Origin of the sequence: Pseudomonas sp. 21615526, from assembly GCF_013386245.1 — a bacterium.
GTDB lineage: Bacteria > Pseudomonadota > Gammaproteobacteria > Pseudomonadales > Pseudomonadaceae > Aquipseudomonas.
Genome location: NZ_JACAOM010000018.1, coordinates 48,076 through 72,478 on the forward strand (window position 1 = coordinate 48,076; position 24,403 = coordinate 72,478).

At 61.6% G+C, this 24,403-nt stretch carries 18 protein-coding genes and 1 tRNA gene; 8 read left to right on the forward strand and 11 right to left on the reverse strand.

The window, feature by feature from the left end:
* Position 1: 1 nt before the first annotated feature.
* Entirely contained in the window at positions 2–3,190 is a 3,189-nt protein-coding gene (locus HX786_RS07585) for an efflux RND transporter permease subunit (RefSeq protein WP_008433261.1), read from the reverse strand.
* Between the two features lie 309 nt (positions 3,191–3,499).
* Between HX786_RS07585 and HX786_RS07590 the strand changes: the two genes are divergently transcribed.
* Positions 3,500–3,886, forward strand: coding sequence for a MarR family winged helix-turn-helix transcriptional regulator (locus HX786_RS07590; RefSeq protein WP_003207888.1), 387 nt, complete (start codon positions 3,500–3,502; stop codon positions 3,884–3,886).
* A gap of 361 nt (positions 3,887–4,247) precedes the next feature.
* Entirely contained in the window at positions 4,248–4,763 is a 516-nt protein-coding gene (gene mug / locus HX786_RS07595; protein ID WP_177067731.1) for a G/U mismatch-specific DNA glycosylase, read from the forward strand.
* On the opposite strand, the gene HX786_RS07600 is transcribed toward mug, so the two are convergent.
* Positions 4,750–6,795, reverse strand: coding sequence for a prolyl oligopeptidase family protein (locus HX786_RS07600; RefSeq protein WP_178911900.1), 2,046 nt, complete (start codon positions 6,793–6,795; stop codon positions 4,750–4,752). The genes mug and HX786_RS07600 overlap by 14 nt on opposite strands.
* 152 nt (positions 6,796–6,947) lie before the next feature.
* On the opposite strand from HX786_RS07600, the gene HX786_RS07605 reads away from it, so the two are divergent.
* Positions 6,948–7,211: an Ada metal-binding domain-containing protein gene (locus tag HX786_RS07605; RefSeq protein WP_177022146.1), complete on the forward strand. Its 264-nt coding sequence runs from the start codon at positions 6,948–6,950 to the stop codon at positions 7,209–7,211.
* 65 nt (positions 7,212–7,276) lie between these two features.
* On the opposite strand, the gene HX786_RS07610 is transcribed toward HX786_RS07605, so the two are convergent.
* A tRNA-Asn gene (locus HX786_RS07610) sits at positions 7,277–7,352 on the reverse strand.
* Positions 7,353–7,528: 176 nt separating this feature from the next.
* Here HX786_RS07610 and HX786_RS07615 point away from each other — a divergent pair.
* On the forward strand, positions 7,529–8,911 hold the full coding sequence (locus HX786_RS07615; protein WP_178911901.1) for a glycerophosphodiester phosphodiesterase family protein: 1,383 nt from the start codon (positions 7,529–7,531) through the stop codon (positions 8,909–8,911).
* A gap of 42 nt (positions 8,912–8,953) precedes the next feature.
* Here HX786_RS07615 and HX786_RS07620 read toward each other — a convergent pair whose 3' ends face one another.
* From HX786_RS07620 to HX786_RS07630, 3 genes are read right to left on the reverse strand one after another with little or no spacing between them, the layout of a single operon-like run.
* Positions 8,954–10,186, reverse strand: a complete 1,233-nt coding sequence (locus tag HX786_RS07620) for a CaiB/BaiF CoA-transferase family protein (RefSeq protein WP_003216714.1) — start codon at positions 10,184–10,186, stop codon at positions 8,954–8,956.
* A gap of 26 nt (positions 10,187–10,212) precedes the next feature.
* Positions 10,213–11,742 (reverse strand): 3-hydroxyacyl-CoA dehydrogenase, encoded by a 1,530-nt coding sequence (locus HX786_RS07625; RefSeq protein ID WP_178911902.1) that lies wholly within the window; start codon positions 11,740–11,742, stop codon positions 10,213–10,215.
* Between the two features lie 2 nt (positions 11,743–11,744).
* Complete coding sequence (locus HX786_RS07630; protein WP_178911903.1) at positions 11,745–12,530, reverse strand: enoyl-CoA hydratase; 786 nt, start codon at positions 12,528–12,530, stop codon at positions 11,745–11,747.
* A 263-nt stretch (positions 12,531–12,793) separates the two neighbouring features.
* Between HX786_RS07630 and HX786_RS07635 the strand changes: the two genes are divergently transcribed.
* The 4 genes from HX786_RS07635 (at position 12,794) to HX786_RS07650 (ending at position 17,428) form a co-directional block, all read left to right on the forward strand.
* Complete coding sequence (locus tag HX786_RS07635; RefSeq protein ID WP_008433245.1) at positions 12,794–13,651, forward strand: IclR family transcriptional regulator; 858 nt, start codon at positions 12,794–12,796, stop codon at positions 13,649–13,651.
* A 69-nt stretch (positions 13,652–13,720) separates the two neighbouring features.
* The gene (locus HX786_RS07640; RefSeq protein WP_003216725.1) at positions 13,721–14,875 is read left to right on the forward strand and encodes an acyl-CoA dehydrogenase family protein; all 1,155 of its coding nucleotides are present in this window, start codon (positions 13,721–13,723) and stop codon (positions 14,873–14,875) included.
* A 182-nt stretch (positions 14,876–15,057) separates the two neighbouring features.
* The gene (locus HX786_RS07645) at positions 15,058–16,332 is read left to right on the forward strand and encodes an MFS transporter (protein ID WP_003216727.1); all 1,275 of its coding nucleotides are present in this window, start codon (positions 15,058–15,060) and stop codon (positions 16,330–16,332) included.
* 169 nt (positions 16,333–16,501) lie between these two features.
* Positions 16,502–17,428, forward strand: a complete 927-nt coding sequence (locus tag HX786_RS07650) for a GGDEF domain-containing protein (protein WP_003216729.1) — start codon at positions 16,502–16,504, stop codon at positions 17,426–17,428.
* A gap of 21 nt (positions 17,429–17,449) precedes the next feature.
* Here HX786_RS07650 and HX786_RS07655 read toward each other — a convergent pair whose 3' ends face one another.
* The 5 genes from HX786_RS07655 to HX786_RS07675 form a co-directional block, all read right to left on the reverse strand.
* Positions 17,450–18,211 carry a TenA family transcriptional regulator gene (locus HX786_RS07655; protein WP_218166164.1) on the reverse strand — a complete coding sequence of 254 codons (762 nt, stop codon included), beginning with the start codon at positions 18,209–18,211 and terminating at the stop codon, positions 17,450–17,452.
* 79 nt (positions 18,212–18,290) lie between these two features.
* The gene (locus HX786_RS07660) at positions 18,291–20,753 is read right to left on the reverse strand and encodes an EAL domain-containing protein (RefSeq protein ID WP_177022150.1); all 2,463 of its coding nucleotides are present in this window, start codon (positions 20,751–20,753) and stop codon (positions 18,291–18,293) included.
* Between the two features lie 75 nt (positions 20,754–20,828).
* A complete protein-coding gene (locus HX786_RS07665; protein ID WP_177047103.1) occupies positions 20,829–22,649 on the reverse strand; it encodes an ABC transporter ATP-binding protein in 1,821 nt (606 codons plus the stop codon).
* Positions 22,642–23,277: a DsbA family protein gene (locus HX786_RS07670; RefSeq protein WP_008433236.1), complete on the reverse strand. Its 636-nt coding sequence runs from the start codon at positions 23,275–23,277 to the stop codon at positions 22,642–22,644. The genes HX786_RS07665 and HX786_RS07670 overlap by 8 nt, the downstream gene beginning before the upstream one ends.
* Positions 23,278–23,280: 3 nt before the next feature.
* Positions 23,281–24,225: a rhodanese-related sulfurtransferase gene (locus tag HX786_RS07675; protein WP_003216738.1), complete on the reverse strand. Its 945-nt coding sequence runs from the start codon at positions 24,223–24,225 to the stop codon at positions 23,281–23,283.
* Positions 24,226–24,403 lie beyond the last annotated feature (178 nt).

The following is a 24,403-nucleotide window of genomic DNA, read 5'->3' on the forward strand; positions in this document are numbered from 1 at the left end:
GTCAAACCCCTTGAGTGGCGGTGGTCGCAAGCGTGGCGTGCTGACGCCGCCCGTGCACAAGACTGAAAATCAGCGGAACCAGGAACAACGTGGCAATGGTGGCGAAGGCCAGCCCGCCGATGACCGCACGGCCCAGCGGGGCGTTCTGTTCGCCGCCCTCCCCCAGGCTCAGCGCCATCGGCGCCATGCCGATGATCATCGAAATCGCGGTCATCAATACCGGGCGCAGACGGGTAAAGCCGGCTTCAAGCGCCGCCTGCACCGCATCCCCGTGCACCGCGAGGCGTTCGCGGCAAAAGCTCACCACGAGGATGGCGTTGGCGGTGGCCACGCCCATGCACATGATCGCCCCGGTCAGCGCCGGTACCGACAGCGGCGTGTGGGTGATGAACAGCATCCACACGATGCCCGCGAGCGCCGCCGGCAAGGCGGTGATGATCACGAACGGGTCAGCCCACGACTGGAAGTTGACCACGATCAGCAGGTAGATCAGCACCACCGCGCCAAGCAGGCCAAACAGCAAGCCACTGAAGGCCGCGTTCATGGTTTGCACCTGGCCCTGCAACAGCACCTTGGAGCCGGTGGGCACTTCGCTGGCGTGGGCGGCGATGATCTTCTGGATGTCGGCGGCAACGGCACCGAGGTCGCGGCCCTGGATTGCGGTCAACACCTCGACCACCGGCTGGATGTCCGACTGGGTCACCACCGAGTTCGCGTGGCTGCGTTCGATGGACGCCAGGCCGCCGAGGGTCTGGTCTTGCGCCGAACCGGGGCTGCCGCTCAACGGCAGGTTATGCAGGGCGGCCAGGGTGTCGAGGCCGTACTGCGGGGTTTGCATCACAATCGGATAAGACACGCCGTTGGCCGGGTTGAGCCAGAACGTCGGCGCCACCTGGCTGGAACCCGCCAGGTTGACCACCAGGCTGTTGGTCACGTCGCGCTCGTTCAGGCCCACCAGTTGGGCCTGGGTACGGTCCACATCGATCTTGAACGTGGGCAGTTGCCGCGACTGCTGGATACGCGCATCCACCACACCCGGCACCCGCCGGATTTCCCGCAGCAACGTGCTGGCGTAGGTGAAGTTGGCGGGCAGGTTATTGCCGCTGACTTGCACATCCACCGGCGCCGAAGAACCGAAGTTGAGGATCTGCCCGACGATGTCCGAAGCCGGGAACGAGAACACCGCATTCGGGAATTCACGGGGCAGCCGCTCCCGCAGTTCGCGCATGTATTCGGCGGTGGGACGATGGCCCTCTTTCAGGCTGATCTGGATGTCGCTGTCCTGTGAGCCCACGGTGCCGGTGTTGTTGTAGGCCACGTTGATCCCGCTGATGGCCAGGCCGATATTGTCGACGATGGCCGCCAGCTCCCGGGGCTCGATCACGTTATGAATGGTGTTCTCGATCTGCGAGACCAGCCGCGCATTGCTCTCGACCCGCGTGCCGATCGGTGCACGCACATGCAACAGGATCTGCCCGGAGTCGACGTCGGGGAAGAAGTTGCGACCCAGGAATGGCACCAGCGCAAACGACACGGCGACGAACGCCAGCATCGCGATCACCGCGATACGGCGGTGGTGCAAGGCACTCTCCAGTGCCCCGTGGTAAACCCCGCGAAACGCCTCGAACTGGCGCTCGAACCCGCGCTGGAATTTCACCAGCGGGTTGCTCGACGGCGCCACCACTGGCGTACCGTCCGCATGATGTTCGTGAGGCTTGAGCAGGTAATTGGCGAGGGTCGGCACCAGGGTTCGCGAGAGGATGAACGAGGCGATCATCGCGAAGATCACCGCTTCGGCCATCGGCACAAACAGGAAGCGCGCCACGCCTTCCAGGAAAAACATCGGCACAAACACGATGCAGATACACAGCAGCGACACGAACGCCGGTGTGACGATCTGCGCCGCGCCGTCGAGGATCGCCGTCTCCACCGGCTTGCCCTGTTCCAGGTGCCAGTTGATGTTTTCGATGGTCACCGTAGCGTCATCCACCAGGATCCCCACGGCCAATGCCAGGCCGCCGAGGGTCATGATGTTGAGGGTTTCGCCGAGCGCCGACAGCGTGGCAATCGACGACAGGATGGCCAGCGGGATCGACGTGGCGATGATCACCGTGGAGCGCCAACTGCCGAGGAACAACAGGATCATCAGGCTGGTCAACGCGGCCGCTATGATCCCCTCACGGGCGACGCCGCTGATCGCCGAGCGCACAAACAACGACTGGTCGCCGATCAGGTCGATATTCAGGTTGGGCGGCAAGGCGCCTTTGTTGTCGGCCAGTTTGTCCTTGATCCCGGCGATCACCCCGAGGGTCGAGGCCGAACCGGTCTTGAGCACCGGCAGCAGCACGGAGCGGTTGCCGTTGACGTGCACGATGTTGGTCTGCGGCGGGTTGCCGTCACGCACCGTGGCCACGTCACGAATCAACACGGTGGTGCCGTCGGCGGTCTTGATCGGCAGGTTTTCCAGGTCGTGGAAGTCCGTCGGCGAGTTGTTCAGTTGCAGGTTGAACTCGTAGCTGCCGATCTTTTGCGTGCCCACCGGGGTGATCAGGTTCTGCGTGGCCAGGGCAGTGGCCACGTCCTGCGCCGAGAGACCACGGGCCTGCATGCGTGCGGAGTCGAGGTCGATCTGCACCTGGCGGGTCTTGCCGCCGAACGGGTATGGCAGTGCGGCACCGGGCACCGTGGTCAGCATCAGGCGCACGGTGTTGAGGCCCAGGTCACCGAGTTTCTGTTCGCTGAGGCCTTTGCCGGACAACGCCAACTGCACGATCGGCACTGTCGAGGCGCTGTAGTTGAGGATCAGCGGCGGCGTGGTGCCCGGCGGCAGTTGACGCAGGATGGCCTGGGACACCGAAGTCATCTGCGCGTTGGCCGTACTGATGTTGACTCCCGGCTGGAAGAACACCTTGACGATGCCGTAGCCGTTCAGCGATTGCGCCTCGATATGGCGGATGTCGTTGACCGTGGTGGTCAGCACCCGCTCGAACGGCGAGGTGATGCGGCCGGCCATCTGGTCGGGCGGCAAGCCGGTGTACTGCCAGATCACGGCAATCACGGGGATGCGAATTTCGGGGAAGATGTCGGTCGGTGTACGCCAGGCCGCGAGCGGGCCCACAATCAGAATGAAAATAGCCAATACCAGGAAGGTATAGGGGCGCCGCAATGCGATGCGCACGAGGTTGAGCATAGATGTGATCCAGACAGGAAGTTGATGACTGAAGGAGGTACCAAACAGCGCTTCCCTCCTGCCCCGCCCGTCTGTGTTCCGGGCCAACTGCACTGACATCCGGTCAAAATAGAGGCATATGCCACGATATAGCGTTTAGTGGCATACGCAACTAATTTGTTGCAGCATGTGTCAATATTCATCTTGCCGGATTAACGTTCGGTTAACCCTTGATCTGTAGCGAGTGATCAGCCTGTGAAATGCGCACCGCCTGTCCTGAATAGCCCGAGCACCTGCTCCAACGGAGCCGTGCGGCGCGCGTCCCGTCGTATGGCGCAGATCTATGACGAGGCGTTTGCGCCGTTTGGTCTGAAGGCCACCCAGTATTCGCTGATGAACCACATCGCCAATGGCGACGCTCCGAAGATGCGCGACCTGGCGCAGTCGTTGGTGATGGATTTGTCGGCCCTGGGGCATACGCTCAAGCCGCTGGTGCGGGATGGGCTGGTGGTGTTGCGGGTGGATGAGTTGGACCGCCGCAGCAGGCGGGTGCTGTTGACCGACGCGGGGCAGCGTAAATACGAAGAGGCGCGGGTGGTGTCCAGGCAGATGGCGGTGCGGTTTGATGAGGTGTTTGGGGCTGAGGCGGCTTGCGAGTTGCGTAAGGCCATGGACTTTATTGCGTCTGATGAGTTTGCTCGGGCGTTGTTGGGTTAGGGGGTATATCGGTTATTTAGGTAATGGCTGATATTGGTTCCGCTCTTGCCGGCATTACTCCGCGGGCCGCCCAAGATCAAAATCAAGAGCGGGCACAGTCAAATGTGGGAGCGGGCTTGCTCGCGAAGGTCGTCAACGATGACGCTGGCATCCTGATTCAACGCGGCGTTCTCGGTTTTTTCGCGAGCAAGCCCGCTCCCACATAAAGCAGCTCTGCTGTTGACCTGCGGGCCCCGTTAACCATGATGGCCGCTGTAAAGATAGCCTGAACAGGTTCACAGGGTATCCCGACTAACGCGATACGCCAGACCGCCCCTGTGTTTTTCCCAACGTCGTGAAAGACACTTGCCTGAGACTCAGCATGAACGAAACACTCGAAGACATTCTGACCAAAGACCTGGCCGTGATTTTCTGCGGCATAAACCCGGGGCTGAAGGCCGCCACCACCGGGCATCACTTCATGGGCAGGAGCAATCGGTTCTGGCGCACGCTGCACCTGGCCGGGTTTACGCCCCATGAAGTGCAGCCGGAGAACGACCGCACGATCCTGCAATACCAGTGTGGACTGACCACGGTGGTGGAGCGGCCTACGGCCCGGGCGGACCAGTTGTCGGCGGATGAATTCAGGGCGGCGGCGGCTAGTTTTGAACGCAAGATCGCACGCTACGCGCCACGGTATGTGGCGTTTCTGGGAAAGGCCGCCTATAGCGCGTTGAGCGGGCAGAAGCAGATTGCCTGGGGGCTTCAACCGCACACCCTGGGGTGTGCGGCGGTGTGGGTTCTGCCCAATCCCAGCGGCAGGAACCTTGGGTTTACGCTCGACCAATTGGTGCAGGCGTACCAGCAATTAAGGCTGGCAACACTCAGTCCCGATTAGAACTCAACTTCTCCCACAAAAACCTGTAGACCAGCGCACTCATATGCGCAGCCTGCGCATTGTCTGCCGCCCCGCCGTGCCCACCTTCGATATTTTCGTAGTACGTCACGTCCTTGCCGGCCTCGATCATCTTCGCCGCCAGCTTGCGGGCGTGGGCTGGATGCACCCGGTCATCGCGGGTCGAGGTCAGGAAAAACACCGGTGGGTAGGCCTTCGCCGGATCGAACAGGTGGTATGGAGAAAATGTCTGGATGTACGCCCACTCCTCAGGTACGTCCGGGTTGCCGTATTCCCCCATCCACGACGCCCCGGCCAACAGGAGGTGATAGCGCTGCATGTCGAGCAAGGGCACCTGGGAGACGATTGCACCGAACAGTTCCGGGTATTGAGTAAGCATATTGCCGACCAACAGACCACCGTTGCTGCCACCCTCCGCGCCCAGGTGTCGGGGCGAAGTAATCCCACGGTCGATCAGGTCACGGGCCACTGCGGCAAAATCTTCGTAGGCACGCGGACGGTTCTGCTTGAGTGCGGCCTGGTGCCAGCGCGGGCCGTATTCACCGCCACCGCGAATGTTGGCAACCACGTACACCCCGCCCTTCGAAAGCCAGGCGCGGCCTGCCTTACCGGAGTAATACGGGGTCAGGGAGTATTCAAAGCCGCCGTAACCATAGAGCAAGGTCGGCGCCGTGCCGTTGCGCGGCAGGTCTTTGCCGAGCACCAGGAAATACGGCACACGAGTGCCATCCCTGGAGACCGCAAAGTGCTGCTCGATCACGTGCTGGCTGGAATCGAAAAAGGCCGGCAGGGTTTTCAGTACCTCGGGCGGATGACCGATCTCGGCCAGCGACAAGGTGGTCGGCGTCAGGTAGTCAGTGGTCACCAGCCAGACGGCATCACTGTCGTCGCTGTCCACTGCGCTGGCACCCACCGTCCCCATGCTCGGCGCCCCGGTGAACGGGCTGTGCTGCCAGCCGTTCGCGCCGGGAGTGAGGACGCTGAGGCGGTTCTTGACGTGATCCAGTACGTTCAGCACCAGGTGATTCAGCGTCCAGAAAAACCCTGCCAGCGAGGTGCTGTCCGTAGGGGTGAACAGCACCTCGAAATCCCGCTGGCCTGCCATGAAGCGATCAAACCGGATCGCCAGCAACGAGCCGGCCACGAACACCTCATCGAGCGTCCAGTCCTCCCGCAGCTCCAGCAGCAGCCAGTCTTTGTACACCGACTTTTCCGCCGAGTTCGGCGCGTCGATTTTGCTTAACTGGTTGTCGCTGCCCCGCAGGTACAGCTCGTTGTTGTAGAACGCCAGCGTGCGGCTGACGAAGTCACGCTCGTAGCCGGGCGTGTCGTCGTGCATCGCCGCGATGTACATATCATCCAGCGCGCCTTCATAGACAAGACTGGCGGCACTCAACGGCGTACCGCGCTGCCACTGCTTGACGATGCGCGGGTAACCGGAACGGGTCATCGACCCTTCACCAAAATCGGTATAGACATAGACGTTGTCACGGTCGATCCAGCCCAGGCCGCCCTTGGACTCGGGCAACTGGAAGCCGTCTTCGACCCAGGTCTTGCTGGCCAGATCAAACTCGCGGGTGACATTCGCATCGGCGCCGCCACGGGACAGCGCCAGCAGGCAGCGCTGGTAGTCCGGGCGCAAGAAATCAGCACCGTGCCACACCCAGTTTTCGCCCTCGGCGGCGTTCAGTGCGTCAAGGTCCAGCAACGTTTCCCAGGCAGGTTGAGGCTTGCGGTACTCCGCCAGCGTGGTGCGACGCCACAGGCCCCGCGGGTGGGCGGCGTCCATCCAGAAGTTGTAGTAATAGGCGCCGACCTTATCGGCGTAGGGGATGTTGCTGTCCGAGTCCAGTATCTCCAGCACATCGGCCTTGATCTGCTTGAAGCTGTCGGAGCGGGCGAGCCGGTCTTCGGTCCTGAGGTTCTGGGCGCGTACCCAGTCCAGTGAACGCGTGCCGTCGACGTCTTCAAGCCATTGGTAGGGATCGTTGGACGTTTCGGGAAGTTTTGACATGTTCGAATCCTGTCGAAAAGCAGAAATGGATAGCGTGCCCGACTTTGAGCCTTTTTGAGCGATAAAAAAAGCAAGAAACCGGGTGCGCTAGCCGATCTGATCGGCGATACATGGCGGACGTACCGCAGGCTGGTGCGGCAGGAGGACAAGCGATGGCTGACAAAAACATCTGGATGCTGATGGGCGCAGACGCAAGCCCCTTCCCAAGCCCCGAGCCGGGAACGCTGGGCGGTCACCGTCGCGGCAAGCGCTATGGAAAGCTCGACTGTCGTGCGGCGCTGCGAGCCATTGCGCGTGGCGGCTACGTGAAAAATCGCGTGTTTTTTCTCGATGAAGCGACGGCTGTCGCCGCGGGATTTCGTCCTTGTGCGGTGTGCATGCCTGCCGAATATCGTCTGTTTCGAGGGCACGCCTGAATCGAGTGTCCGGGACAAATTCCAGGCAAAAAAAAGCCTGCATCGCTGCAGGCTTTTTTACTATCTGGCTCCACGACCTGGACTCGAACCAGGGACCCAATGATTAACAGTCATTTGCTCTACCAACTGAGCTATCGCGGAATGCGCCGTATGTTACTGATTGAAAAGGAGAAGTCAAGCATTCAGTGAGATTTTTGCTTCACCCCAGGTGCGCCGCGCTGGAAAATCACCACGCCACTTCCTGTCACGACGCTGTCATACGTCAACGCCAACATCCGCAGATACCCCGCCCCTACCCTCTTCTTGAAGGACGACACATGCACACTCGCTCAGGCCCGCCAGCGGTAAAAACCCTGCTTGCCCGTTTTATCGTTATCGGATGCAGCCTGACGGTGAGCGCGTGTGACAGTGTGACCAGGAACGCGCCTGTCGCGCCTGCTTCGTTCAAAACCCTGGACGGTGCACCACCGCTGGTTATCGGCCATCGCGGCCTGCCAGGACTGTACCCGGAAGAAACCCGGGCCTCCTACGAGCATGCAGCCGACGCTGGTGCGGATTCGCTGGAGCTGGACCTGCACATGACCAAGGACTGTGTATTGGTGGCCCGGCACAATCCCTGGTTGAGCGACAACACCAACATCAGCGACGTCGCGAAGACCAATCCCGAAGTTGCACGCCGCAAGCGCACGGTGCCGGGTGTACTGGTTAACGTCAGGTATCCGGCCACTGCAGAAAATGGCCCGGCCCAGTACCTGAGTGATCTGACTGACCCCAACGATCCAAAATCCGTGTTGAAGTCCTTGATCGTGGATGGCGAAGACCATACCAACGACTGGTCAATCAGCGATTTCACCCTGGCCGAACTCAAGCAATGGATCGGCGGCACGACGTACGACGCCCGCGACGAGCGCCCGACCGAACTCAACGGCAAGCTGCCGATCCTGAGTTTCCAGGAAGTGATCGACATCGCGAAAGCCAAAAGCGCCATCACGGGCCGCGTGATTACCACCTACCCGGAAAGCAAGAACCCGATCTGGAACAATGCCCAGGCCATCGCCAACGGCTGCGGCTCGCCGGGCAGTCATCCGTTCGAAGCGGCGTTTCTCAAGACCCTTGAAGACAACAACCTCAATCGCAAAGACGCGCCGGTGTTCGTGCAGAGCTTCGACCCGAACAGCCTGAAATACCTGCGCTCCATCGGCCTGCAAACCAGGGCGGTTCAACTGGTGGATGGGAACGGGGTGAACTTCAAGACCGGCGAGACCATTTTCATCACCGACAAACCCAACACCTTCGTCAGCGGCCGCCCCTACAGCTGGACCGTCGCCGGCGACCCACGCGCCTTTGGTGCGATGCTGACCCCGGCCGGGCTGGCCGAGGTCAAGACCTATGCCGACGGCATCGGGCCATGGAAGCCGCAAGCGATGTCGCTGACCGCCGCTTCAGCGCATAACCCCGGCTTGCCCGAGGTCGATACCTTCAAGCCCACCAGCCTGATCAGCGATGCGCACAAGGCCGGCCTGTTCGTGCATATTTTCACCTTCCGCAACGAAGCCAAATACCTGGCCGGCGCCTACAAGGGCAGCCCGGCGGCGGAATACATGGCCTTTTTCCGCGCCGGTGTTGACGGTGTGTTTACGGATTTCACGCCGACTGCCGTTGCGGCCCGAACTGCCTACCTTAAAGAAGTCGCGCGCTAAAAAGTCGTGCGCAAAGATGGCGGCCTTATGGGCCGCCATCCTTCAGTCGAGTTGCTCAATCACCCCTCCTGCCTTGAGCTGCCCCAACTGCTCTGCCGACAACCCGAGGCGCTCGCCCAGTACCTCATCGGTATGCTGCCCCAACATCGGCGCCGGCCTTACATACTCTACCGGCGTGCCCGACATCTTGATCGGGCTGCCGACCATCTCGAACTGCGGATTCCTGGGGTGCGGGATCTTCACCATCAACCCACGGGCAATCACCTGCGGCTCTTCCAGGGATTGCGCGATGTTGTTGATCGCCCCCACCGGTACTTTCGAGGCGTGAATACTCGCCACCCACTCGTCCGCCGTGCGCCCCAGGAAGTGCGCCGACAACAGTTCGACAATCTCCGCCCGATGCGCAACCCGATCGGCATTGCGCCGAAAGCGCGGGTCTTCCGGCAGGTGCGGCAAACCGATGCTGTGGCACAGCGCTACAAACTGGCTGTCGTTGCCGCAGGCAATAATGAAGTCGCGGTCGGCGGCGCGGAATACCTGGTACGGCACGATGTTGGCGTGGGCGTTGCCGAAACGCTGCGGCACCTTGCCCGAGGCCAGGTAGTTCATGCTCTGGTTGGCCAGGGTTGCCACTTGTACGTCCAGCAGCGCCATGTCGATGTGTTGGCCAACGCCGGTGCGTTCGCGGCTGAGCAGCGCGGCCTGGATCGCGACGGTGGAATACAGGCCGGTCATCAGGTCGGAGAACGCCACGCCGACTTTTTGCGGGCCGCCGCCGGGCAGGTCGTCGCGTTCGCCGGTGATGCTCATCAGGCCGCCGATGCCCTGGATGATGAAGTCGTAGCCGGGTTCTTCGGCGCGCGGGCCGGTCTGGCCGAAGCCGGTGATGGAGCAGTACACCAACCGTGGATTGATCTCGGCCAGGGTCGCGTAATCCAGGCCATAACGCGCCAGGGAACCGGCCTTGTAGTTTTCGATCAGTACGTCGGAGCTGGCCGCCAGGGCCCGCACCAGTTCCTGGCCTTCGCTGGTGGCCAGGTCAATGGCCACGGATAGTTTGCCGCGGTTGGTGGACTGGTAATAAGACGCCTGCCCGGATGACTCGCCGGTGTCGGTCTTCATCCACGGCGGGCCCCAGCCGCGGGTATCGTCGCCACTCTGTGGCCGTTCGATCTTGATCACTTCCGCGCCCAGGTCGGCCAACACCTGGCCACACCAGGGCCCGGCCAATACCCGGCTTAAGTCCAGCACCCGCAAACCTGTCAATGCACCCATTATTCTTGTCCTGTGATGAATCGAAATCAGCCGACTGCCGGCTCTTCATGACGCAGGGAAATCCCCAGCACGGCACGCCGCCGCAGCCAGGGGCTGGGGCGATAACGTGGGTCGTGGGTGAGTTCGCTCATGCGTTGCAAAATCGTGAGGATGCGCCGTGGCCCGAGGGCATCGCCCCAGGCGAGCGGGCCTTGTGGATAACCCAGGCCGAGTTGTACGGCCTGGTCAATGTCGTCGACGCTGGCGATGCGTTGCTGGGCGATATCGCAGGCCAGGTTGACCACCATCGCCAGGGTGCGCTGGGCAACGAAGCCGACGCTGTCGCTGATCACTGTCACACCTACACCGTCATTGGCGAGCAACGCGTGGGCGGCATCGCGGGTGGCGGTGGACGTCAGCGGGTTTTGCATCAGGGTGCGGTGGCGCGACAGGTCGGTCAGCAGGTCGATGCACAGGGTGCGTGCCGGGTCAGTGTGGAAGCGCTCGCTGGCCGAGGTGGCGTCGAGACCGTAGGGCGCCAGCAGGCACAACGCTTCAGGCGAAGGCTGCGCCGCGCTTTCAAGGTGTGCGCCCAACTCGATCACCAGGGCGCTGAGGCGCTCGTAGTCTTCGGCGTTTTCGGTGGCGATCCATACCGGCGGGAATTGCTTGATGGAAGGCACCGGCTGCGGCTGCGGGCCGTCCACCACCTGGCCATTTTCATAGCGGTAGAAGCCCTGCCCGCTCTTGCGCCCGAAGCGTCCGCCCACCAGCATCTGGCGGGTCAAGGGCGATGGTTTGTAGCGCGGGTCCTGATAGAACTGGTTGTAGATCGACTCCATCACCGGGTGGGAAACGTCGAGCCCGGTGAGGTCCAGCAGTTCCAGCGGCCCCATGCGAAAGCCTGCGCCTTCACGCAGGATACGGTCGATGTCGCCGCGCTCGGCAATGCCTTCATCGAGCATCTTCAAGGCTTCGGTGCCGTACGCACGGCCGGCGTGGTTGACGATGAAACCCGGAGTGTCCTTGGCGCGCACGCCGCGATGGCCGGTACGGGCGACGAAGGCCAACAGGTCATCGCCGACCTTCGGTGCGGTGGCCAGGCCGTCGATTACTTCGACGACGCGCATCAACGGTACCGGGTTGAAAAAGTGCAGCCCGGCGACCCGCTCAGGGTGTTGGCAGCCGGTGGCGATGGCCGTGACCGACAGCGACGAGGTGTTGGTGGCGAGGATGCACGCCGCGCTGACCACACCTTCCAGCTGCTGCAACAGGCCGCGCTTGGCCTCGAGGTTTTCGACAATGGCTTCCACCACCAGGTCGCAGTCGTGCAGCGCCTCAATGGTGGCGGCGACTTGCAGGTTCGCAAGCGCAGCGTCCACCGCTGCCTGGGTGATCTTGCCCTTGGCGGCCAGCTTCGAGAGCGTGGCGCCGAGGTTATCCCGAGCGGTTTGCGCCGCACCGTCGCGGGCATCGAACAAGCGCACCAACACGCCCGCCTGAGCGGCAATCTGAGCAATCCCGGCGCCCATCACGCCGGTGCCTACCAGGCCCATGATCTTGATTGAATCAGCCATTGTCATTCCCCCAGGTAGTTCGCGGTGCGTTTTTCGAAGAACGCCGCGGCGCCCTCCTTCTGGTCTGCCGAATCGAACAGCAGTTGAAAGGCCTTGCGCTCCAACACCAGCGCGCTTTCCAGCGGCAGGTCGGCGCCGGCCAGCATCACTTCCTTGATCTGTTCCACCGCCAGTGGCGGCAAGGCGGCGATCTGCGCGGCCAGTTCCAGGGCGCGGGGGATGGTCTGGTCATCGGCCACCACTTCGCTGAGCATGCCCATGGCCAGGGCTTCCGGGGCCTTGACCATGCAGCCGGTCAACGCGATGCGCATGGCCTGGAACTTACCCACGGCGCGTACCAGGCGCTGGGTGCCGCCGGCGCCCGGCATCAGGCCCAACTTGACCTCGGGCTGGGCGAAGCGCGCCGATTCCCCGGCGACGATCAGGTCGCAATGCATGGCCAGCTCACAACCGCCGCCCAGGGCAAACCCGTTCACCGCGGCGATCACCGGCTTGGGGCTGCGGCTGATGGCTTCCCACAGGTATTCGGTGTGGCGGCGATACATCTCGATCGGGCTGGCGCTGGCGAATTCCTTGATGTCGGCACCGGCCACGAAGAACTGGTCGCCGCCGGTGAGCACGATGGCGCGCACATCACGGCGTTTGGCCAGGGCACGAAAGTGCTCGGCCAGCTCTTCGCGAACCTGGGCGTTCAAGGCGTTTTTCACTTCGGGACGATGGATGCGTACCACGGCGACGCCATTGTCCTGGACGTCGAGGTGCACTACGGGTTGGTCGAGGCTGGCCACAAATTCTCCTGCTGCAATGTTCTTGTTAGTTCGGATGTCGCCAGTTTCGCTATGCGAAACAACATTCCGTATTTAGCGATAATCATAAGGACCGAGTCGCCGTGATGTAAACGTAAAAACCTGACCCTCCGATAAATCGGGCTATAACTCGTTGTTTAGACGAGTTTTATTAAACAAAAAGACAACGCCACGCAAAGTTGATTAGTTTCGCTGTGCGGAATACAATTTTGTTTTGTTGATTTTCTAAAAAAAGGGAGACTAACATGCGCCGTCGAAACCTGGACCCGAACACACCCGAAACACCTGCCGGCAACCACGCCTTCGAGCACTTGCTGATCGATCCGATGAATGCCGACGAGGAAGAAGACAAGGACCGCCAGTTCGTCACCGCCCTGGCCCGAGGCCTGGAATTGCTGCGCTGCTTCACCCCCAGCGAAAGCGTGCTGGGTAACCAGGAGCTGGCACGCAAGACCGGGCTGCCAAAGCCGACGATTACGCGGATGACCCATACGCTGACCCGCTTGGGCTATCTCAAGCACCTGCCGCAGTCAGGCCGGTATCAGCTGGATGTGGGCGTAATGGCGTTCGGTTACGCAATGCTGTCGAACCTGTCGGTGCGGGCCGTGGCCCATCCGCTGATGGAGACGATGGCCAAGTACGCCCAGGCCGCGGTGGCGATGGCCACGCGGGACCGCCTGGACATGGTTTACCTGGACGTGGTCCAGGGTGAAGCCAACATGACCATGCGCCGCCAGGTCGGCACACGGTTGCCGTTGCACTTGAGTTCCGCAGGCCGCGCCTGCCTGGCAGCGATGCCGGAAAACGAGCGGGAATTTATCCTCGACCATATCCGCCAGCGTCATCTGGAGGATTGGCCGGGCATCAGGAAGGGTCTGGAACGTGCCTTCCGGGATTACACCGACTTCGGCTACTGCATGTCGATCGGTGAGTGGCACCGCGATGTAAACGCCATCGCCGTACCGCTGCTGCATGCACAACATGGGCTGCTGACGTTCAACTGTGGCGGACCGAGTTTTCACCTTTCCCGGGAGAAACTCGAGGACGACATCGGGCCCCGTCTCAAGCACATGGTGAACAACATCGAGGCCGCCGCCCGCTAGACAGATCGGTGCAAGGCCTCGGCAGATTGACGACAACAGGCCCGCCGAACGGGCCGCTGAGGAATGCACATGATCCGAGACCCCGAAACGCTTCATCTGTTGCTGGAAACCCTGCAGCAGTTCGTCAACGAGGCGCTGATCCCCCGGGAAAACGAACTGGCCGAGACCGATGACGTCCCGGCGGATATCGTCAGCCAGTTCCGCGAGCTGGGCCTGTTTGGCCTGACCTTGCCTGAAGCCTACGGCGGCCTCGGGCTGACCATGGAAGAAGAGGTCAACGTGGCCTTTGAACTGGGCCGCACCTCGCCGGCATTCCGCTCCTACTTCGGCACCAACAACGGCATCGGCTCCATCGGCATCCTGCTGGACGGCACCGAGGCGCAGAAGCAGCACTACCTGCCAAAACTCGCCAGCGGTGAACTGCTCAGTTCGTTCTGCCTGACCGAGCCGGACTCCGGCTCCGACGCCGCCTCGCTGAAAACCACGGCGGTGCGCGACGGTGACCACTATGTCATCAACGGCACCAAGCGCTTTATCACCAACGCCCCCCACGCCGGGATCTACACGGTGATGGCCCGTACCAACCCGGACATCAAGGGCGCGGGCGGCATCAGTGCATTCATTGTCGAGCGCAACACCCCCGGCCTGTCCCTGGGCAAGCGCGACCACAAGATGGGCCAGAAAGGCGCCCACACTTGCGACGTGATATTCGACAACGTGCGCGTACCGGCCGACCAACTGATCGGTGGCGTCGAAGGCGTGGGGTTCAAGACCGCAATGAAGGTGCTCGACAAGGGCCGCCTGCACATTGCCGCCGTCAGCGTCGGGGCCGCCGAGCGCATGCTCAACGATGCCCTGAACTACGCCCTGGAACGCAAGCAGTTCGGCCAGCCGATCGCCGAGTTCCAGTTGATCCAGGCGATGCTCGCCGACAGCAAGGCCGAGATCTACGCCGCCCGCTGCATGGTGGTGGACGCTGCGCGCAAGCGTGACGAAGGCCTGAACATCGGCACCGAAGCGTCCTGCTCGAAAATGTTCGCCACGGAGATGTGCGGTCGGGTGGCCGACCGTTGTGTGCAGATTCACGGCGGTGCCGGGTATGTGAGCGAGTACGCCATCGAGCGGTTCTATCGCGATGTGCGCTTGTTCCGCCTGTATGAAGGCACTACGCAGATCCAGCAATTGGTGATCGCCCGCAACATGATTCGCGAGGCCAAGCACTGAACCCCGGGAACAACACAAAACCCATGTGGGAGCGGGCTTGCCTGCGATGCAGACAACTCGGTCTGGCAGTAACACCGCGGCGATGCCATCGCAGGCAAGCCAGCTCCTACAGTGACCGTGTTCCAACCGCATTACCGCAACACCCATAACTTGTGCCCTAACAACTACAACAAGGTATCGCTATGGAAGTCGCCGCTTCGGCGGGTGCGTTGTCGCCCGCGCAAAACAAACTGTGGATCATCGTATTCATCTTCTGCTTCCTCGGCCTGCTGATCGACGGTGCCGACTTGATGCTGCTGTCCTACAGCCTCAGCAGCCTCAAGGCCGAGTTCGGCCTGACCAGCGTCGAAGCCGGCAGCCTGGGCAGCTTCACCCTGGCCGGGATGGCCATCGGCGGGATTTACGGCGGTTGGGCCTGTGACCGTTTTGGCCGGGTGAAAACCGTGGTCTGGAGCATCGTGCTGTTCTCCGCCGGCACGGCGATCCTGGGCATGACCCACAGCTATTGGCAGTTCGCGAGCACCCGTTTCTTCGCGTCCCTGGGCCTCGGCGCGCTGTATGTCGCGTGCAACACCCTGATGGCCGAATACGTGCCGACCCGCTATCGCACCACCGTGCTCGGCACCTTGCAGGCCGGTTGGTCGGTGGGCTATATCGTCGCCACCCTGCTCGCCGGCTGGATCCTGCCGAACCACGGCTGGCGCTGGTTGTTCTACGTGGCGATCATCCCGGTGATCCTCGCCGTACTGATGCAACGCCTGGTGCCGGAGCCGCAAGCCTGGATCAAGGCCCAGGCCGAACGTGCCCGGGAAAAGGCCGAAGGCATCAAGCGCGTGTCGGCGAAGAAACCCGACGGCATGTTCAAGCTGATCTTCAGCGACCCGAAAGCCAGCCGCATGTTTATCCTCTGGGCACTGACCGCAGGCTTCCTGCAGTTCGGCTACTACGGCGTGAACAACTGGATGCCGTCGTACCTGGAAGGCGAGCTGGGGATGAACTTCAAGTCGATGACCAGCTACATGGTCGGCACCTACGCGGCGATGATTTTCGGCAAGATCCTCGCCGGGCTCGCGGCAGACCGCCTGGGCCGGCGCCTGGTGTTCGCCGTCGGCGCGCTGGGCACGGCGATTTTCCTGCCGGTGATCGTGCTGTTCCAGAGCCCGGACAACATCCTGTGGATGCTGATTGTGTTCGGTTTCCTGTACGGCATCCCCTACGGCGTGAATGCGACCTACATGACCGAAAGCTTCGAAGCGAAATTTCGCGGCTCGGCAGTGGGCGGCGCCTACAACATTGGCCGAATCGGCGCGGCGGTGGCACCGGCAGCCATTGGTTTCCTGGCGTCCCATGGCTCGATTGGCGTGGGATTCCTGGTCATGGGCGGCGCGTACTTTATCTGCGGCGTGATCCCAGCGCTGTTTATCCGCGACAAGCAGTTCGACCCGCAAAAACAATAAGCCCTAACCCGGGGCCCGCGGCGACGCGGCCCCGGCTATAAGACGTGCGGCAGTTATACCCTTAGACAAACCGGGCTAGACTGTACGTCAGTCCTACGGAACTGAAGGAACAGTACGACGCTCTCACCCAGCCTGTAAGACAGTTTTGTGCTTAGAGGCTCATTCGCTTATGAAAACACCGACCCAGACCAACGCAATTGACTTCGACAGCGCCAAATTGCAACGCCTGGGCTTTGGTCAGCCTTCCCTTCTTACACGACGCCCCGCGACGGTTGAGCAACTTCGCCAGCAACTGGGCATGCAATTGCAAACCAGCCTGGAGCCGGAGCATATCCTTGCGTTGTTCTTCCGCGAGATCCAACGCCTGGTGCCGCTGGACGCCCTGCAATACCGCCACGAAGCCAGCGACCTGCGCCTGGAGTACGGTCACCGCGGCCATCATTCGGTGAGCTATGCCCTCAGCCATGAAGGCGAGCACCTTGGCGAACTGGTGTTTCGGCGCAACCAACGCTTTCTCGAAGACGAACTGGCCAACCTGGAATCGCTGCTGGCCACCTTGCTCTACCCGATGCGCAATGCGCTGCTCTACCGTGCGGCGACTCGCAGTGCCCTGCGCGACCCACTGACCGAAACCGGTAACCGCATCGCCATGGACCAGACCCTGCAACGGGAAATCGACATGGCTCGCCGGCACCTGCAACCCCTGTCCTTGCTGATGCTGGACATCGACCACTTCAAGCACATCAACGACAGCCACGGCCATGCCACGGGCGACAAGGTGCTCAAGGCGGTCGCCGCCTCGATCAAGAGCCAGCTGCGCAATGTGGACATGGTGTTCCGGTTTGGCGGGGAAGAGTTTCTGATCCTGCTGTCCAACACCGGCCGGGACGCGGCATCGATGGTCGGCGAGCGCCTGCGCCAGGCGGCACAGGCCCAGGATTATTGGGCGGATGATGAGCGGATCGAATTGACGGTGAGCCTGGGCTGCTCGACCTTGCTGGCGGGAGAGTCCGCCGAGAGCCTGTTGCGCCGGGCGGACAGTGCCTTGTATGTGGCCAAGCGTGAAGGCCGCAATCGGCTGGCAATGGCGGGGTAATTTACCCCGCCATCACCCCGTTTACGCCTCGCTGGCAACCAGGGCCGGTTGTTTGCGGGGGGCGGCCACCGACTTTTCCAGCTGCATGCAACGTTCCAGGAACAGGTACATGTAGTCGTAGCTCTTGCAGACCGCCTGGCGCAGCTCTACCTGCAGTTCCTTGGTCGGGTTCATGCCGGCCAGGGTGCAGATGATTTCCAGGGCTTCCCAGGGATGTGCGTCATCGTACTGGGCATGCATCTTCAGCCACTTCATCGCGCGCTTGCGGTCTTCCTCAGGGAAAGCCGCGGCATAGACGCCGGTGGAACACACCACGGCGGACCACTCCCCAGTGGCCCCCTCGATGGCGTAGTTGGTGGCGGCAATCGCGACAATCAGCGAATCGGCCGAGCTGGTGTGCCAGCACCAGTGGCTCAGTGCATGCAGCTCCGGCGGCACTTCCTGTGCCTGCAATTCTTCCAGGCTGACACCATGGGCGCGGGCCCAATGCACCCAATAATCGGCGTGGTTGAGTTCCACGCGAATATTGCGCATCAGCCAGCGGCGCGCCATGTCCTCCCCAGGATGGCGGGCAAATTTGGTCTTGGTGAGGTTCTGTGCCATGTACAACGCAAACTGTTCAACCACCGGCCAGCCACCAATCAGGTAGTGGCGCATGGTCTTGGCGCTGAGCTTGTTATCGCGCATGCGCTGGTACAGTTCGTGTTCGACAACGCGACGCTTGCTCTCGCTACAGTCCTGGATCAGCTGTTGCGCCCAGGCGGGGTAACTTGAGGCTTCCATAAGCGGGCCGGTTCTGTTGAATGTGTCGATCACTGTCGGGCTCCTTTTGATTTGTGATATGTACAGACCAGCAAATGTTTCATCGGAACGTGCCAGGCGCCTTGAATAACAGAGGCTGCGGTCGCACAGGTCGACACTGCAAACTATCAAAGGTAAACAACTGCGGTCGCTCGATCAGGTATCCCTGAGCGTAGTCGACCCCGATCTCAAGCAAGGCTTGTTCGATCTGGGGTGTCTCGACAAATTCGGCAATTGTGCGCTTACCCATGACATGACCGATGTGATTGATCACTTCGACCATAGCGCGGTTAATCGGGTCGTCCAGCATATCCTTTACGAAACTTCCATCGATCTTCAAGAAGTCTACAGGTAAATGTTTAAGATATGCGAACGAGGACATCCCGGCGCAGAAGTCATCCAGGGAGAAATGGCACCCTAACTCTTTGAGCTCGTTGATAAAACGAATCGCACTACCCAAATTCGCTATAGCGCTGGTTTCTGTAATTTCAAAACAAATCATTTCCGGTGGAATGCCATAGGCAATGAATTGCTCACGCAGGAACCCAAGAAAGTCCTCATCGCCGATGGTAGTGCCTGACAGATTGATCGCGCACATGGCCATGGGCCGGCCCGGGCGCTCACGCATGCAGCCCGCGATGATCTTGAACACGTTTTCCACCACCCAACGGTCCAGGGAGGTCATCAAGCCGTAACGCTCGGCGGCCGGGATAAAACTGTCCGGCAGGATGATCCGCCCCGCCTCGTCATGCAGGCGCAGCAGGATTTCGATATGCCCATCCCCCTGTTCGGTGTGCCCAAGGGGCGCGATTTCCTGGGCGTACAGGCAAAAACGGTTCTCTTCCAGCGCCATGTGCAGGCGCTGCACCCAGGCCATCTCGCCAAAGCGCAGGGACAATTCCGAGTCATCGGCGTGATACACCTGCACCCGGTTGCGGCCCTTTTCCTTGGCCATGTAGCACGCCATGTCGGCGGCTCGCAGGGAAGTCTCCAGGGTGGTCGGGGCGTGCGTGATGTGCACCAGGCCAATGCTCACGGTGGTGACAAACGGCCTGCCTTTCCACACAAAGTGCAGGCTCTGCACGGTGTGGCGCAGGCTTTCGGCGATTTTTTCCGCCACCGGCGCCGGGCAGTTCTCCAGCAGGATGCCGAACTCGTCGCCCCCCAGCCGGGCCAGGGTGTCACCTTCACGCAGGTCGGACTGCAAGAGCGCGCAGATATGCCGCAACAGTTCATCCCCCGCGGCATGCCCGCAGGTGTCGTTGACCAGCTTGAACTGGTCCAGGTCGAGGAACATCAAGGCATGGCGCCCGGTTTGCTGGCGCCCGACGTTGTGCAGCACCTGCTCCAGGCGGAACTCGAACTCGCGGCGGTTGGCCAGGCCGGTCAAGGCGTCGTGGGTGGCCTGCCAGGACAGGTTGGCGATGTACTGGCGTTCCTGTGTCATGTCGTGCAACACCAGCACCGCGCCGACGACTTTGCCGGCACTGCGGATCGGCGCGCCCACCAGGGTGACGGACACGGTGGTGCCGTCCAGGCGCTGGATCAGCTTGGAGTGCTCGCTGCCCCCACCGAGCTGGCCGCCCAATATGTGTTCGATCAGGGTAAAGCCGTCGGCCTGGGCATTTTCGTCCAGCAGGTTGAACAGCGCCGCCAGCGGCAGCCCCTGGGCCTGGGCGGCTTTCCAATGGGTCAGGGCTTCGGCGGCCGGGTTCATATACGCAATGGCGCCGTCGACATCGGTGGTGATCACTCCGTCGCCAATCGACTCCAGGGTGATCTGCGCCCGCTCCTTCTCCAACTGGAGCGCGTCGGCAAACGCATGCCGCTGGGCCAGCAGCTTGTGGGTGCGCAACAGCGCCAGCACGATCAAGCCGAGTGCCGTGGCCAGGTTGGTCACCAGCAGCAGGCGCAGGATCATCCGCGAGCCTTCACCCAGGGCATCGCTGAAGGCTTTCGCGGCCGGCGTCACCCCGTCGTTGATCGCGAAGATCCGCTGCTTCCAGCGGTGTACGTCGCTGCCGCTGACCTGATTGGCCATGATCGCTCGGTGCATCTCCTGGGCCAGGTCGTCCAGTTGCACAAGGTAGCCATCGCCCACCGTCCACAGTTCAATGGCTTTTTCCAGGTAACTGAAATGGCGGAAGTTGAGGTACAGCCAGATCAGGCTGGAAACGTCGTCAGGGTGGTTACCGCCCTTGAGGATGCCCTGGCGCGCGGCAGGCAGGTCCGGCGTCGGGCGGTCCAGGGCCAGCCGCAGCTCATGCCCGCCCTGGGGTACGGCAATCGCGTTCTGGTATTTGAGGAAGGTGGCTTCGTCGCGGCTGTCGGCGTAGAGCGTCAGGTAAAAGATCGCGTCTTTCTGGCCCTTGGACCACAGGCTTTCGCCCGCCACATAACCGCGCACCGCCGAGAGTACGTAGAGACTGACGCAGCCTAACAATGCCTGGAACAGCACGACGGCGATAAAAGGCCACACAATGCCCAATAACCGAGGGGTTCCGAGAGTCTGCTTTTGCTTCATGAGGTCCCTTGCACATGCACAACTAAAATACGCACGCGAGTGAAAACCGCTCCTGATAGCTCAGCGTAGGCTAAATCACCGCACTTGTTGCAAGTGTCCGTAAAGTTTGGCGTACAAGCCACCATCAGCAATCAACTGCTGATGGTCGCCATCTTCGGCAATATGGCCGCCATCGAACACCAATACCCGATCCGCCTGTTTCACCGCCGACAGCCTGTGGGCGATGATCAAGGTGGTACGGCCACTGAGAAACCGCGCCAGCGCCTGGTGCAGGTTGTATTCGGTTGCCGCATCCAGGGCCGAGGTGGCCTCGTCGAGTATTACCACTTTCGGCTCCGCCAGCACCATCCGGGCAATGGCCAGGCGTTGACGCTGCCCACCGGAAAAGCGCACGCCGGAGCGTCCGACCACGCTGTCCAGGCCCAGCGGCAGCGCCTTGACGGTCGTGTCCAGCTGGGCAATTTCCAGCGCCTGCCAACAGGCCTGGTCGCTGCGCTCGCGGCCCATGGTCAAGTTGGCGCGCACCGTATCATTGAACAGTGCCGGGTGCTGCAGCACCACGGAGACATTCTCGCGAATCGTCTCCAGGCCGATTTCCTGCTGGGTCGAACCACCGAAGCGAATGCTGCCGGCCTGCGGCGTATACAGCCCCAGCAACAGTTGCACCAGGGTACTTTTGCCGCCGCCGCTGGCGCCGACAATCGCGACTTTTTCACCCGGGGCGATGTTCAGGTTCAACTGGTCCAGCACCAGTTCCTCGCCGTAGCCGAAATTCAGGCCGCGCACTTCGATGCCGACGGTCTCGCGTCCGGTAAACGGATCGGCACCGCCCGCGTATTGCGGTTCATCGGCGCGGGCCAGCAGTTCGTTGATCCGCGTCAGCGCCCCGCCCGCCGCGTAGTAGGCGTATTGCAGGTTCAGCAACTGTTCCACCGGGCTGATCATGAACCACAGGTAACTGAACACCGCGAGCATCTGGCCGATGGACAGGTCGGAAAACAGCACCGTCAGCATCGCCGCCGCACGGAAGATGTCGATACCGAACTGGAACAGCAAGCCACTGGCGCGGCTGGAGGCATCGCTTTTCCACTGGGAATTGACCGCAAAATCCCGCACTTCCTGGGCCCGCTGGCCCAGGCGACCGAGGAAAAAGCCCTGGCGATTGCCGGCACGCACTTCCTGGATCGCATCGAGGGTTTCGGTGAGCGCCTGGGTGAACCGCGACGTGCTGTCGTTTTCCAGCTTCTTCAGGTGCTTGACCCGCTTGCCCAACTGCACCGTGGCGTAGATCACCAGCGGGTTGAACAGCAGGATCAACAGTGCCAGCTTCCAGTGCATCCACATCAGGATCCCGGAGGTGCCTACCAGGGTGAGCATCGCCACCAGGAACCGGCTGAGGGTTTCACCGACGAATTTGTCCACCGTGTCCAGGTCGGTGACCAGGTGCGTGGTCACCGTGCCGCTGCCCAGGCTTTCGTATTCGCTGAGGGAAATGCGCTTGAGGCGCTCGATCAGCCGCACGCGAATGCGATAGACGATGTCCTTGGCCAGCCGCGCAAACAACCGCGCCTGCAGCACGTTGAACACCAGGGCGCCGCAACGCAACAGCAACGTCACCAGCAACATCAGGCCGATATAGCCGGCGGCCTTCTGCCAACCCAGGGGCAATGCGTGGTTCATCACCTTCAGTGCCGCATCGCCATGGCCCAGCAGCACTTCGTCCACCAGCAACGGCAGCAGCAATGGAATCGGCACGCTGCACAAGGTTGCCAGCACGGCGACGCCATTGGCGATCCACAGGGATTTCTTGTGATGCAGCGCCAGGCGGCGGACTTCCGCCCAGGTCAGCCGGTCGACACGCTTGGGTTGCTCAACGGGATCGGGCTGATCATGCACAGGCAGCTCGCTCCAGCCAGCGGCTCAGCAGCGGCGCCAATTCGGACAGCGGCTGATAGCCGTTGGTCAGCAGCGCCAGTTGCCCATTACGCTCCGCCAGCAAGGTCGGGAAACCGGCGATGCCCAGGTCCTGGACCCAGGTGAAATCCGCCGCGGTGGCCGCGTGCTGGTCGGCGCGGTCAAAAGCTTCGGCGAACTCGATACGCGGCACACCAGCGGTCTCGGCCAGTTCCACCAATACGTCGGCGCGAGTCACATCGCGCCCTTCGACGTAGAACGCCTGCTGGATCAGGCCCAGCAGTTTCCACGCGCAATCCGGCGCCAGGCTGCGGGCAGTGACCACAGCGCGGCAAGCAGGCTCGGTGTCGTAGACAAAACCATCAGGCAGTGCACCTTCACGCTTGAACGGCTGGCCGGTGGCGTCGGTCACGGCCTGCCAATGCTCAAGAATATAGCGCCGGGTCGTCGGCTCCAGCGCCGCGCCACTGCCGGTGCGCAAGCCGCCCACCACCAGGTGCAGCTCCACGCCTGCGGCCTGGGCCTGCTCAACCAGCGCCTTGGCCACCGGGGCGAAACCCCAGCACCAGGAGCACATCGGATCCATTACATAGAGCAGGCGTGCGGACATGGCTCAGGCCTCGGAGGATGGGGATTGCTTGTAGTTGTAGCCAATCGGGTGCGGCATATTGCGGGCCTTGGCCAGTTCAATCTGCTTTTGCCGGTCGATCGCGCTGCGACGGGTCTTCTCTGAAAGCTTATCCCAGCAATGCGGGCAACTGATGCCAGCTACATAGTGTTCGGATGCACGGTCCTCGACGCTGACCGGTGTGCGGCAGGCATGACATTGATCGTAGTCGCCTTCGCTCAAGTCGTGGCGCACGGTCACGCGATTGTCGAACACAAAGCAATCGCCCTGCCACTTGGTTTCTTCCTGCGGCACCTCTTCGAGGTACTTCAGGATGCCGCCCTTGAGGTGATACACCTCGTCGAAACCCTCGCTGAGCATATAGCTCGAGGCCTTTTCGCAACGAATGCCGCCGGTGCAGAACATGGCGACTTTCTTGTGTTTGGCCGGGTCGAAGTTGGCTTTGATGTAGTCGGGAAATTCGCGGAAGCTGGTGGTCTTCGGGTCGATCGCGCCTTCAAAGGTGCCGATGGACACTTCGTAGTCGTTGCGGGTATCGATCAGCAGCACTTCAGGGTCGCTGATCAGCGCATTCCAGTCCTGCGGCTCGACGTAGGTGCCGACTTTCTTGTTCGGGTCGACGCCTTCGACGCCCAGGGTCACGATTTCTTTCTTGAGCTTGACCTTGGTGCGGTAGAACGGCTGCTCGTCGCAGTACGACTCTTTATGGTCGATGTCGTCCATGCGCGGGTCGTTCTTGAGCCAGGCCATCAAGCCATCAATGCCTTCGCGGCTGCCGGAAACGGTGCCGTTGATGCCTTCTTCGGCAATCAGCAAGGTGCCTTTGATGCCGTTGTCGACCATCGCCTGCAGCAGTGGCTCGCGCAGGGCGACGTAATCTTCGAGGGTGACGAACTTATACAGTGCCGCCACGACAATCGGTTGAGTCATGGGTGTTCTCTCCAGGTGGCTACCCTCGTAAAGGGTGAACCGGATGCAAAAAAAACGCGCCGACTGAGCGGCGCGTTGCGGATTCTAACAAAAATGGCGACGATTATGGACCGCCTCTTACTGTGGCGAGGGAGCTGGCTCCCGCTGGGCTGCGGAGCGGCCCCAACCAGGCAGTTGC